11 protein-coding genes are annotated in these 12,118 nt (G+C 71.8%); 3 read left to right on the top strand and 8 right to left on the bottom strand.

The window, feature by feature from the left end:
* Positions 1–33: 33 nt before the first annotated feature.
* From RM844_RS01320 to ctaC, 4 genes are all read right to left on the bottom strand, one after another.
* The gene (locus RM844_RS01320) at positions 34–1,284 is read right to left on the bottom strand and encodes a L,D-transpeptidase (protein WP_394814384.1); all 1,251 of its coding nucleotides are present in this window, start codon (positions 1,282–1,284) and stop codon (positions 34–36) included.
* Positions 1,285–1,414: 130 nt separating this feature from the next.
* Positions 1,415–1,813: a cytochrome c oxidase subunit 4 gene (locus tag RM844_RS01315; RefSeq protein ID WP_311663653.1), complete on the bottom strand. Its 399-nt coding sequence runs from the start codon at positions 1,811–1,813 to the stop codon at positions 1,415–1,417.
* A complete protein-coding gene (gene ctaD, locus RM844_RS01310; protein WP_311664308.1) occupies positions 1,810–3,456 on the bottom strand; it encodes an aa3-type cytochrome oxidase subunit I in 1,647 nt (548 codons plus the stop codon). Before ctaD ends, RM844_RS01315 begins: the two co-directional genes overlap by 4 nt.
* Before the next feature lie 92 nt (positions 3,457–3,548).
* The gene (ctaC, locus tag RM844_RS01305; protein WP_311663651.1) at positions 3,549–4,514 is read right to left on the bottom strand and encodes an aa3-type cytochrome oxidase subunit II; all 966 of its coding nucleotides are present in this window, start codon (positions 4,512–4,514) and stop codon (positions 3,549–3,551) included.
* A 196-nt stretch (positions 4,515–4,710) separates the two neighbouring features.
* Between ctaC and RM844_RS01300 the strand changes: the two genes are divergently transcribed.
* A complete protein-coding gene (locus RM844_RS01300; protein ID WP_311663650.1) occupies positions 4,711–6,138 on the top strand; it encodes a cysteine desulfurase/sulfurtransferase TusA family protein in 1,428 nt (475 codons plus the stop codon).
* A 30-nt stretch (positions 6,139–6,168) separates the two neighbouring features.
* On the opposite strand, the gene RM844_RS01295 is transcribed toward RM844_RS01300, so the two are convergent.
* Positions 6,169–7,143, bottom strand: coding sequence for a carbohydrate kinase family protein (locus RM844_RS01295; RefSeq protein ID WP_311663649.1), 975 nt, complete (start codon positions 7,141–7,143; stop codon positions 6,169–6,171).
* Positions 7,144–7,257: 114 nt separating this feature from the next.
* Here RM844_RS01295 and RM844_RS01290 point away from each other — a divergent pair, with 114 nt between their 5' ends.
* Positions 7,258–8,808, top strand: coding sequence for a hypothetical protein (locus tag RM844_RS01290; RefSeq protein ID WP_311663648.1), 1,551 nt, complete (start codon positions 7,258–7,260; stop codon positions 8,806–8,808).
* 79 nt (positions 8,809–8,887) lie between these two features.
* Here RM844_RS01290 and RM844_RS01285 read toward each other — a convergent pair whose 3' ends face one another.
* Complete coding sequence (locus RM844_RS01285; RefSeq protein WP_311663646.1) at positions 8,888–9,241, bottom strand: HesB/IscA family protein; 354 nt, start codon at positions 9,239–9,241, stop codon at positions 8,888–8,890.
* A gap of 285 nt (positions 9,242–9,526) precedes the next feature.
* Here RM844_RS01285 and nadA point away from each other — a divergent pair, with 285 nt between their 5' ends.
* On the top strand, positions 9,527–10,714 hold the full coding sequence (gene nadA, locus RM844_RS01280) for a quinolinate synthase NadA (RefSeq protein ID WP_311663644.1): 1,188 nt from the start codon (positions 9,527–9,529) through the stop codon (positions 10,712–10,714).
* Between the two features lie 107 nt (positions 10,715–10,821).
* Here the strand turns inward: nadA and pspAA are convergent, their stop codons facing one another.
* Both pspAA and RM844_RS01270 read right to left on the bottom strand, forming a co-directional pair.
* Complete coding sequence (pspAA, locus tag RM844_RS01275; protein ID WP_311663642.1) at positions 10,822–11,100, bottom strand: PspA-associated protein PspAA; 279 nt, start codon at positions 11,098–11,100, stop codon at positions 10,822–10,824.
* 64 nt (positions 11,101–11,164) lie between these two features.
* A complete protein-coding gene (locus tag RM844_RS01270; protein WP_311663640.1) occupies positions 11,165–11,962 on the bottom strand; it encodes a PspA/IM30 family protein in 798 nt (265 codons plus the stop codon).
* Positions 11,963–12,118: the final 156 nt, after the last annotated feature.

The following is a 12,118-nucleotide window of genomic DNA, read 5'->3' as shown; positions in this document are numbered from 1 at the left end:
AGCCCCTCCCCCGCGGCGGGCGGCGCGTGAGCGTCAGACGCTCGGACGCAGCCGTCCCGCCGTGGGCTGGGCGTGGTCGTCGCCCTGCTCGGCCAGGGCGCTGCCGGCCAGCCACTCCTCCCAGGAGAGGTTCCACTCGCCGAAGCCGTTGCCGAACGGGGCCATGTCCTCGCCGTCGCCGTTGACGTGCTCCACCACGTCGCCCGGCTTGATCAGGTCGAAGAACCACTCCGCGTTCTCGGTGCTCATGCCGGTGCAGCCGTGGCTGACGTTGGCCGAGCCGTGTGAGGCCGCCGACCACGGGGCGCCGTGCACGTACTCGCCGCTCCACGTCAGGCGGGTGGCCCACTGCACGTCCATGTCGTAGGACTCGGCGCTGCCGGCCGGGATGCCGATGCTGGTGCCGGTCATCCGCACGTTGGGCTCCTGGCCGAGGACGACCTTCTTGCCGTTCCTGGTGCGGAAGCCCTCCTTGCCGGTGGTGATGGGCACCGTCCGGATCGCCTCGCCGTCCTGGTAGACGGTCATGGTGTGGGCGCTGATGTCGGCGACCGCCTCCACCCGGTCCCCGGTGCGCAGCTCCACCGTCTCGGCCTCGCCGCCCCGCAGTCCGTCGGCTATGGGGACGCCGGCCAGCTGCGAGCTGACCGAGATCCTGGTGTTGGCCGGCCAGTACTCGCGCGGCCGGTAGTGCAGCTCCTTGTCGTCCACCCAGTGCCAGGCGCCCTCCACCTCGGGCTCGCTGGAGACCTGGAGGGCCGCCTCCACCACGGCCCGCTCGGCGGTGCCGCTGACCTCCTCGCTCAGCTCGGCGGTGATCGGCTGGCCCACGCCGTAGGTGCCGGCGTCCGGCCCGAAGGTGACGTCCACCCGGTCCGCCTCGGACGAGCCGGTGCGGAAGCTGTGCTCGCCCCGGCCGGGCGCGCCGTCGCCGTTCTCGGTGCTCACCTGGACGGTGTAGTCGACGCCCGCGGTCAGCGGGCCGCTGCTGCGCCAGTCGCGGCCGTCGGCGGACAGCTCGCCGGCCAGCCGGCGGCCGGCCGAGTCGGTGGCCACCACGTCGGTGATCCGGGCGCCGGCGGCCCGGGCCGAGATCTTCAGCGGGTCGTCCGGGTTGACCTCGGCCGCGCCACCGGCGCCGCCGAAGGAGAGGTGTTCCAGAGCGTCGTAGGGCTGCTCGCTCAGTGACCTGGCGTCACCACCGCACGCGGTGAGACCGGCCAGCAGGGGGGCGACTATCAGGGAGCACCGGAGCGCGGTCCGCGTTGAGAGGGTCATAGCCACAAAATACGGAGAATGCCCCGAAAGGGCCCGGTAGCTGCCCGCAAACGGGTGGGCCCCCGGAGCACGCGCTCCGGGGGCCCACCACGACCGGGGCCGCCGGCCCCCGGTGGGGCGCCGGCGGCCGCCGACCTCACTGCGTCTGGTTCTCGCCGCGGTAGTACTCGAAGACCCACAGCCAGAGACCGATGAACATCACCGGCAGGGTGAAGAAGAGGAACCACCAGCCGAAGACCGGCCCGAGGAAGGCCAGCGCGGACCCGAAGGCCAGCAGCAGCGGCGCCCAGCTGTGCGGGCTGAAGAAGCCGACCTCGCCGGCGTCGTCGGCGACGTCCGCCTCCTTGTCGTCCTGCGCGCCCACGTCCACCCGGCGGGCGGTGAAGAGCAGGTAGAAGCCGACCATGCCGGCCAGGGCGAAGGAGAGGAAGAGCGCCGTGGTGCCGACCGGCTCCTTGGACCAGACGCCGTAGACGACGGCGACGGCCAGCAGGAAGACGGCGAGCCAGGCGAAGAGGTGTCCCTGGATCCTCACGCGCCGGCCTCCTTTCCGGTGAGTGCCTCGGCCTCGTGGCGGGCCTCGTTCTCCAACTCGTCGAGCGCGGCGACCTCGGGGTGGTGCAGGTCGAAGGCCGGCGACTCGGAGCGGATCTTGGGCAGGGTGACGAAGTTGTGCCGCGGCGGGGGCGAGGAGGTCGCCCACTCCAGCGACCGCCCGTAGCCCCAGGGGTCGTCAGTGTTGACGTACTCGCCGTACTTCCACGTCTTCCAGACGTTGTAGATGAACGGCAGCATCGACATGCCCAGCAGGAACGAGCTGATGGTGGAGATGGTGTTGAGCGCGGTGAACCCGTCGGCCGCCAGGTAGTCGGCGTACCGCCGGGGCATGCCCTCGGCGCCCAGCCAGTGCTGCACCAGGAAGGTGCCGTGGAAGCCGACGAAGAGCGTCCAGAAGGTGATCTTGCCGAGCCGCTCGTCCAGCATCTTGCCGGTCCACTTGGGCCACCAGAAGTGGAAGCCGGCGAACATCGCGAAGACGACGGTGCCGAAGACCACGTAGTGGAAGTGGGCCACCACGAAGTAGCTGTCCGAGACGTGGAAGTCGAGCGGCGGCGAGGCCAGGATGACGCCGGTCAGACCACCGAAGAGGAAGGTGATCAGGAAGCCGATCGACCAGAGCATCGGGGTCTCGAAGCTGAGCGACCCCTTCCACATGGTGCCGATCCAGTTGAAGAACTTCACGCCGGTCGGCACCGCGATCAGGAACGTCATGAAGGAGAAGAACGGTAGGAGGACCGCTCCGGTGACGTACATGTGGTGCGCCCAGACCGTCACCGAGAGGCCGGCGATGGTGATGGTCGCCGCCACCAGGCCGATGTAGCCGAAGATCGGCTTCCGGCTGAAGACCGGGATGATCTCGGAGACGATGCCGAAGAACGGCAGGGCGATGATGTACACCTCTGGATGGCCGAAGAACCAGAAGAGGTGTTGCCACAGGATCGCGCCGCCGTTGGCCGCGTCGAAGATGTGTGCTCCGAACAACCGGTCGGCCGCGAGCCCGAAGAGGGCCGCCGCCAGCACCGGGAAGGCCAGCAGGATCAGCACACCGGTCAGCAGCACGTTCCAGGTGAAGATCGGCATCCGGAACATGGTCATGCCGGGGGCGCGCATGCAGATGATGGTGGTGATGAAGTTGACGGCGCCGAGGATGGTGCCGAAGCCCGACAGGGCCAGCCCCATCACCCACATGTCGGCGCCGACCCCGGGCGACCTGACCGCGTCGGAGAGCGGCGAGTAGGCGAACCAGCCGAAGCTGGCCGCGCCCTGCGGGGTGAGGAAGCCGCCGACCGCGATCAGCCCGCCGAACAGGTACAGCCAGTAGGCCAGCATGTTCAGTCGGGGGAACGCCACGTCGGGCGCGCCGATCTGGAGCGGCATCATCCAGTTGGCGAAGCCGGCGAAGAGCGGGGTCGCGAAGAGCAGCAGCATGATCGTGCCGTGCATGGTGAACAGCTGGTTGAACTGCTCGTTCGAGACGACCTGGGTGCCCGGCCTGGCCAGCTCGGCCCGCATGATGAGGGCCATCGCGCCGCCGACGATGAAGAAGAGGAACGACGTCAGCAGGTACATCGTGCCGATGGTCTTGTGGTCCGTGGTGGTGAGCCACTTCACGACCACGGCGCCGCGGTGCCTGGTGCGCCGCGGCGGGGCCGCGGCCTGGTCCTGGTGCGACGCTTCGGTGAGCGCGCTGGAGGATTCCTCGACGGAAGTCACGATCGGCCCTCGTTGGTCTCGGCGTTCACGGCGGCCTCGGTCTGCTCGATGCCGGCCGGCGCGAAGCCGGTCTGGCCCCTCTCCGCCAGGTCCTGGAGGTAGGCGTCGTACTCCTCGGGCGACACCACCCTGACGTTGAAGAGCATCCGGGAATGGTCAACGCCGCACATCTCGGCGCACTTGCCCAGGAAGGTCCCCTGCCGGTCCGGAGTCACCTCGAAGGAGTTGGTGTGCCCCGGGATGGCGTCCTGCTTCATCAGGAACGGAACCACCCAGAAGGAGTGCACCACGTCCCGCGAGGTGATGATGAACTGCACGGTCTCACCCTCGGGGAGGACCAGCGTCGGGCCGGGGTTCCCGGTCTCCGGGTCACGGTCGGCCGGGGTGCCGATCTCGTACACCCCGTCCGCGTTCTCCGGGACCCGGTCCATCATCCGGTCCGGGATGGAGGCCAGTTCCGGGGCGTCCTGGGCGTACTCGTCGGAGTGACCGACGGGCTCCAGGTAGTTGAACGCCCAACTCCACTGGAAGCCGACCACGTTGATCACGTGATCCGGCTCGTCCGAGGTCTCCAGCAGCTCGGTCTGGTCCCGCGCGGTGAAGTAGAACAGCACCGACACGATGATCAGCGGCACGAGCGTGTAGAGCGCCTCGATGGGCACGTTGTACCGGTTCTGCGGAGGAACCTCGACCTTGGTCCTGGACCGCCGGTGGAAGAAGACACTCCACAGGATCAGGCCCCAGACCAGGACGCCCGTTACCAGTGCGGCGGCCCAGGAACCCTGCCACAGGGCCAGGATGCGGGGCGCCTCCTCCGTGACCGGGGTGGGCATACCGAGTCGGGGGAAGTCCTCGGATGTGCAACCTGTCGCGGTTGCCATGACCAGGCCCGCGATCAGCGCCTGCGGCAGAATCCGCCGCATCGGGCGCCGCGACGAGCGGTCGGAGCCGTTGGGACTCACGTAGCGCCTTCCCGAGAGTCTCGCCCATGTCCGGGCTGCCATCGCACGGAGCGGGGCCGGCCCTGGCACGGGCAGGGTTTGGATGTTTATGCGGACCAAACCCTACTGGACGCTTCCGGGCGCCACGCGGGGAGGGTGCCCAACGCGCCGCACCGGCCCACGAAGGGGTTTTCGTGGGGGTTGTTAGCGTGGCGAAGTGGCTTACTTCGACGCGGCCTCCGCGCTGCCGCTTCACCCGGTCGCCCAACAGGCCCTGCTGGCGGCCGTGGAGGACGGCTGGGCCGACCCGGCCCGCCCGCACCGGGAGGGACGGCGGGCCAGACTGCTGCTGGACGCGGCCCGGGAGACGGCGGCCGACGCGGTCGGCTGCCGGCCGGACGAGTTGGTGTTCACCTCTTCGGGTACCGCCGCGGCGCACCGCGGCGTCGCCGGGGCGCTCGCCGGCCGGGCGAGGGCCGGCCGGCGGCTGTTGGTCTCCGCCGTCGAGCACTCGGCGGTGCTGCACGCGGCCGAGGCGCACCGGGCGGCTGGCGGCGAGGTGGCCGAGATCCCGGTGACCAGGACCGGCCGGGTGCCGGCCGAGGCGGTGACGGCGGCGCTGGGCACGGGGCCGGGGCCGGCCGCGCTGGTCTGTGTGCAGTCCGCCAACCACGAGGTGGGCACCGAACAGCCGGTGGCCGAGATCGCGGCGGCCTGCCGGGCGGCCGGGGTGCCGCTGCTGGTGGACGCGGCGCAGTCGCTGCCCTGGGGGCGGGTGCCGGGCGACTGGTCGCTGCTGGCGGCCAGCGCGCACAAGTGGGGCGGCCCGGGCGGGGTGGGGCTGCTGGCGGTCCGCAAGGGCACCAGGTTCGCGCCGCCCGCCCCGGTGGACGAGCGGGAGTCGGGCCGGGTGCCGGGGTTCGAGAACATCCCGGGGATCGTGGCGGCGGCGGCCTCGCTGCGCGCCTTCCGGGCCGCTGCCCAGGCCGAGGCGGCCCGGCTGCGGGCGCTGGTGGAGCTGGTCAGGCGGCGGGTGCCGGAGCTGGTGCCGGACGTGGAGGTGGTGGGCGACCCGGAGCGCCGGCTCCCGCACCTGGTCACCTTCTCGTGTCTCTATGTCGACGGCGAGACGCTGCTGCACGCGCTGGACCGGGCCGGGTTCTCCGTCTCCTCGGGCTCGTCCTGCACCTCCAGCACCCTGACGCCCAGCCACGTGCTGCGGGCGATGGGAGTGTTGTCGGAGGGAAACGTCCGGGTCTCGCTGCCGCCCGGCACCAGCCGGGAGTCGGTGGCCCGGTTCCTCGACGTGCTGCCCGGGGTGGTGGCCGAGGTGCGGGCCCAGCTGACCGGGCCGGTGGCCACGCCGGCCGAGGCGCCGGCCGAGGCGGCCGCCGAGGTGGCGGAGGCCGGGGTGGCGGAGGCCGGGGTGGCGGAGCTGGTGATCGACGCGCGCGGCAAGCGCTGCCCGATCCCGGTGATCGAGCTGGCCAGGGCGATCGGCGGGGTGCCGGTCGGCGGCACCGTCACGGTGCTGGCCGACGACGTGGCCGCCCGGCTGGACATCCCGGCCTGGTGCGACATGCGCGGCCAGGAGTACCTGGGCGAGGAGCGGGAGTTCGCCTACCGGGTGCGCCGGCTCGACTGAGCCGGGCCGGCGCACCAGGGGCCGGCGTCCTCAGCGGACGAAGGGCCGGATCTCCTCGGCCGCGTCGTTCCCGTACGCCTTGGTGAAGCGGTCGACGAAGGTGCCGCGGTTGAGGGTGTACTCCTGGGTGCCGACGGTCTCGATCACCAGGGTGGCCACCATGCAGCCGAGCTGGGCGGCCCGCTCCAGCGAGACGCCCCAGCTGAGCCCGGACAGGAAGCCGGCGCGGAAGCCGTCGCCCACGCCGGTCGGGTCGGCCTTGGACTCCTCCTCGGGGCAGCCGACCTCGATCGGCTCCTCGCCGGCGCGCTCCACCCGCACGCCGCGCCCGCCGAGCGTGGTGACCCGGGTGCCGACCCGGTCCAGCACCTCGGCGGCCGACCAGCCGGTCTTGGTCTCGATCAGGGCCTTCTCGTACTCGTTGCTGAAGAGATAGGCGGCGCCCTCGGTCAGCAGCCGCAGCTCCTCGCCCTCCATCCGGGCGAGCTGCTGCGAGTAGTCGGCGGCGAACGGGATGCCGCGGGTGCGGCACTCCTCGGTGTGCCGGAGCATCGCCTCGGGGTCGTCGGCGCCGATGTGCGCCAGGTCGAGGCCGCCGACCCGGTCGGCGACCAGCTGGAGCTCGATCAGCCGGGCCTCGCTCATGGCGCCGGTGTAGAAGGAGCCGATCTGGTTGTGGTCGGCGTCCGTGGTGCAGACGAAGCGCGCGGTGTGCAGCATCTCCGAGATCCGCACGGACTCGGTGTCCACGCCGTGCCGCTCCAGCCAGGCCCGGTACTCGGCGAAGTCCTCGCCGGCCGCGCCGACCAGGATCGGCCGGGCGCCCAACTGCCCCATGCCGAAGCAGATGTTGGCGGCCACCCCGCCACGTCGCACCTCCAACCCGTCGACCAGGAAGGACAGCGAGACCGTGTGCAGCTGGTCGGCCACCAACTGGTCGGCGAACCGACCGGGGAAGGTCATCAGATGGTCGTTGGCGATGGAGCCTGAGACGGCGATGCGCACGGGCACTCCCCATGAGGACGGCGAAAGTCAGGGCTCAGGCTACCCCGGGGGAACCGGTGGTGACCGGCCGTCGTCAGAAAGTTGAACCAGGTCACCGACCCGAGGAGCGTGCCCGTGACGGACGCGGAGAGTCCTGAGGAGACCCGTCGGCGCTGGCCGGCGGTGACCGCCGTGGCGGCCACCGTGGTGCTGCTCGCCGGTGGGCTGTACGGCCTCGGCCAGGCCAGGGAGGGCGGCGGCACGGGGGCGGCCGACGCGCCGCTGGCGCTGGACGGTCCGACGGCCGAGGGGGCGGCGAAGTCGCTGGCCGTGGCGGGGCCGCTGGAGCTGCGCGGGGAGCCGCCGGCGGCGCCCGACGCGGCCGCCGTCTACCACTTCGACGATCCGGGGGTGGACGCCGGGCGGGTGGCGGAGCTGGCCGCCGCGCTCGGCCTGGACGGCGAGCCGGTGGCGGCCGGCGGCAGCTGGTCGGTCTCCGGCTCGCCGGAGACCGGGCGGCCCGGCGGGCTGCTGGTCGCCGAGGAGGCGCCGGGGCACTGGGTCTACTCGGTGGACGGGGCCGGTGCGCTGACCGCCCCGGGCGACCCGGACGCCAGCGTCTCGTCGGACGCGATGCCGCCGGCCGGCGGGGAGCCGGCGCCCTCGGTGGAGACGGCACTGGCGACGGCCGAGCCGCTCTTCGCCGAGCTGCTCGGCGAGGAGGTGGCGGGGGCGCTCGACGACGGCGGGTACGACGCCGGCGAGGTGACCGGCTCGACCCGGACGGTGCGGGCCGAGCCGCTGGTGGACGGCCTGCCGGTGGCCGGCATGGAGATCGTGCTGGGCATCGGCCCCGGGGGCGGGCTGGTGACCGCGGCGGGCAGCCTCGGGGTGCCGACGGCGGGCGAGGAGCGGCCGGTGACGGGCGCCGCCGAGGCGCTGGCCCGGGTCAACGAGGGTTCCGGGGCGGCGGCCGCCCGGGAGATCGGGGATCCCTGCCTGATGCCCGAGCCCGGCGGCCTGGCGCCGGCCTTGGGTGAGGCGGCCGAGGAGCTGGCGCTGGACTGCCCGCGGCCCACGCCGGGGCCGGTGGAGCCGCTGCCGGTCAGCGCGGAGCTGGGGCTCTCGTTGGTGTGGTCGGAAGGGTCGCCGCTGCTGGTGCCGGCGTGGCTGTTCCGGACCGACGAGGCGGACGGCCGGCGGCTGACGCTGGCCGAGCCGGCGGTGGAGTACCAGGTCGGGCCGGTCGCCGATGGTGCCGGGGACGCCGTGGACTCCGAGGAGCCGGGCGACGCCGAGCCGGGTGACAGCGAGCCGGCCGAGGCCGGCGCCGAGCCGAGCGAGGGCGACGGGAGCGAGCCGGGGGTCGCGGACGGCTCGGACGGCGCCGAGGTGGGGCCGGTGGAGCCGGACACCCTGCCGACCGGCGGGCTGTGGGTCGCCGGCCACGCCTCCGACACGGACACCCTGACGGTGCACTTCTGGGGCGGCGTCTGCGACACGTACGAGGTGCGGGCGACGGAGTCGGCCGACGAGGTGGTGCTGACGGTCGCGGTGGTCGATCCGGACCCGGAGCGGGTCTGCGTGATGATGGCCGAGCAGCACGTGGACGAGGTGACCCTGGACGCCCCGGTGGGCGACCGGGCGCTGCTGGACGAGCGCGGGGAGCCGCTGACGGTGCGGTGAACGCGGGCGAGGGGCGGCGACCGGGAGTCCGGTCGCCGCCCCTCGTCGTGCCGGGCGTGCCCTCGGCCGAGCGGTGCGCTCAGCTGAAGGAGTCGCCACAGGCGCAGGAGCCGGTGGCGTTGGGGTTGTCGATGGTGAAGCCCTGCTTCTCGATGGTGTCGACGAAGTCGATGGAGGCGCCGCCGAGGTAGGGGGCGCTCATCCGGTCGGTGACGACCTTGACCCCGTCGAAGTCCTTGACCACGTCGCCGTCGAGCGACCGCTCGTCGAAGAACAGCTGGTAGCGCAGACCGGAACACCCACCGGGCTGGACCGCCACGCGGAGCGCGAGGTCGTCGCGCCCCTCCTGCTCCAGCAGGCCCCTGACCTTGGCCACGGCCGCGTCGGAAACGATGATGCCGTCGCTCACAGCGGGCTTCTCCGTTACGGACATCTGCGTCTCTCCCGGGTAGTACGGAATGCTCTGCCGAGGGGGGAACGGACGGTCCGGCGAGGTTATTCCCGGCCGCCACGCCTTCTTCCCCTTCTCCTCTTCTCCTCTCATGCTCGCACACCGGACGCGGTCGGCACATGGCCGCGGGGACGGAGTGACGCGTTCCGCGCCCCTTCCTCATCGTCAAACTGACGCGAAGGAGTTATCCTCCATAACGTCAATACGACGAAAAGGTAAGCGACGGAAGCACCGTCGAGGAACCGCCCAGAAGAAAGGGTGCCTGCCGTGACCAGCGCCCAGCCCCTTGACGTCCAACCCACCCCGTTGGCGCTGCTGCTGCTCGGCCGGGAGTCCGATCCGGCCAGCGAGCGCGGCGTGGACTGCCCGGGAGACCTGCCGGCCCCCTCCGACCCGGACCTGGTGGCCCGGGCCAGGGCCGCCAAGGAGAGCCTGGGCGACCGGGTCTTCGTCCTGGGGCACCACTACCAGCGGGACGAGGTCATCCAGTTCGCCGACGTGACCGGCGACTCCTTCAAACTGGCCAGGGAGGCCGCCGCCCGGCCGGCCGCCGAGTACATCGTCTTCTGCGGCGTGCACTTCATGGCCGAGTCCGCCGACATCCTCACCTCGGACGACCAGCGGGTGATCCTGCCGGACCTGGCGGCCGGCTGCTCGATGGCCGACATGGCCACCGCCGAGCAGGTCGCCGAGGCCTGGGACGTACTCACCGAGGCCGGCGTCGCCGACGACACGGTGCCGGTCAGCTACATGAACTCCTCGGCCGACATCAAGGCCTTCACCGGCCGGCACGGCGGCACCATCTGCACGTCCTCCAACGCCAAGCGCGCCCTGACCTGGGCCTTCGAGCAGGTCAGCGAGAACGGCAAGGTGCTCTTCCTGCCCGACCAGCACCTGGGCCGCAACACCGCCGTCCGCGAGCTGGGCCTGACCCTCGACGACTGCGTCGTCTACAACCCGCACCGGCCGAACGGCGGCCTCACCAGCGAACAGCTGCGCCGGGCCCGGATGATCCTGTGGCGGGGGCACTGCTCGGTGCACGGCCGGTTCACCCTGGACTCGGTCAACGAGGTCCGCGAGCGGCTGCCCGGCGTCAACGTGCTGGTGCACCCCGAGTGCCGCCACGAGGTGGTCGCCGCCGCCGACCAGGTGGGTTCGACCGAGCACATCATCGCCACCCTGGACGCCGCGCCCGCCGGCAGCCGCTGGGCGATCGGCACCGAACTGAACCTGGTGCGCCGGCTCGCCAACCGCTACGCCGAGCAGGGCAAGGAGATCGTCTTCCTGGACCGGACGGTCTGCTTCTGCTCCACCATGAACCGGATCGACCTGCCACACCTGGTCTGGGCGCTGGAGTCACTGGCCGCCGGGAAGGTGGTCAACCGCATCGAGGTGGACCGGGAGACCGAGCACTACGCCAAGCTGGCCCTGGAGCGGATGCTGGCGCTGCCCTGACCGGCCGCCGCCCCCACGCACGACGAACGGGCCCGGCCCCCCACGCGCTGGGGGTCCGGGCCCGTCGGCGCGCTGGGCGGCGGCGGCCGGGCCGGCGGGGCGCCGGCTCAGTCCGGGATCAGGCCGTCCTCGGTCAGCATCGCGCGCACCTCGTCGATGGACGCCTCGGGCGCGGGCAGGATCAGCTCCGAGGGCTCCAGGGAGTCCTCGGGGAGCGGCGCGCCCAGCGTGCGGACGGCCTCCAGCAGGGCGGTGAGCGTGCGGCGGAACCCGGCCTCGTCCCCGGCCTCCACCTCGGCGAGCAGCTCGTCGTCCAGCCCGTTGAGGGTGGGGAAGTGGCTGTCGTCGAGCTTGACCTGGCCCTCCCCCATGATCCGCACGATCATGTCGTTCTCCTGGCTCTTGCGAAAATCACTCGAAGGTCAACCAACGATCTCACCGACCGCCGGACTACTGCTTGTCGAACTTCGGCGACTGCGTCTGCTCCGACGACTGGGGCGCGGCGGCGTCACCGCCCTCGATCGCCTGGCGCTGCGCCGAGGTGCCGCCGGACAGCTCGGCCTTCATCCGCTCCAGCTCGAACTCGACGTCCGCGTTGCCCGAGATCCGGTCCAGCTCGGCGGTCAGGTCGTCCTTGGAGGTGCCCGTCTGGTCGTCCAGGGCGCCGGAGGCCAGCAGCTCGTCGATCGCGCCGGAGCGGGCCTGGAGCTGCGCGGTCTTGTCCTCGGCGCGCTGGATCGCCATGCCGACGTCGCCCATCTCCTCGGAGATGCCGGAGAACGCCTCGCCGATCCTGGTCTGCGCCTGGGCGGCCGTGTAGGTGGCCTTGATCGTCTCCTTGCGGGTGCGGAACGCGTCCACCTTCGCCTGGAGCCGCTGCGCCGCCAGAGTGAGCTTGTTCTCCTCGGTCTGGAGCGTCTCGTGCTGCTGCTGGAGGTCGCTGATCTGCTGCGACAGCGCGGCCCTGCGGGTCAGCGCCTCACGGGCCAGATCCTCCCGGCCGAGCGCCAGGGCCTTCTTGCCCTGGTCCTCCAACCGACCGGACTGCGTGTTGAGTTGGTTGAGCTGGAGTTCGAGCCGCTTGCGTGAGGTGGCCACGTCGGCGACCCCACGGCGCACCTTCTGCAACAGCTCCAGCTGCTTCTGGTACGAATAGTCGAGAGTCTCGCGCGGGTCCTCGGCCCGGTCCAGGGCCTTGTTCGCCTTCGCGCGGAAGATCATCCCCATCCGCTTCATGACACCGCTCATGGGCTTCGCGCGCCCCCTTCATGCCGGGCTCGAACCGTTGGCCATCTTCCAGCCGCTTTCCTGCTGATCCTCTACTACCCTACGGGGCACCCATCCATTAGCGCACCGCTCGGCCCCGAATGCGCTCCTCCCCAAGGACGATCACGGTGCCGCCCC

The sequence above is a fragment of the Streptomyces chisholmiae genome, from assembly GCF_031845445.1.
GTDB lineage: Bacteria > Actinomycetota > Actinomycetes > Streptomycetales > Streptomycetaceae > Streptomyces > Streptomyces chisholmiae.
The sequence above is the reverse complement of the archived record's forward strand: the minus strand, read 5'-3'. Positions and strand labels throughout refer to the sequence as shown.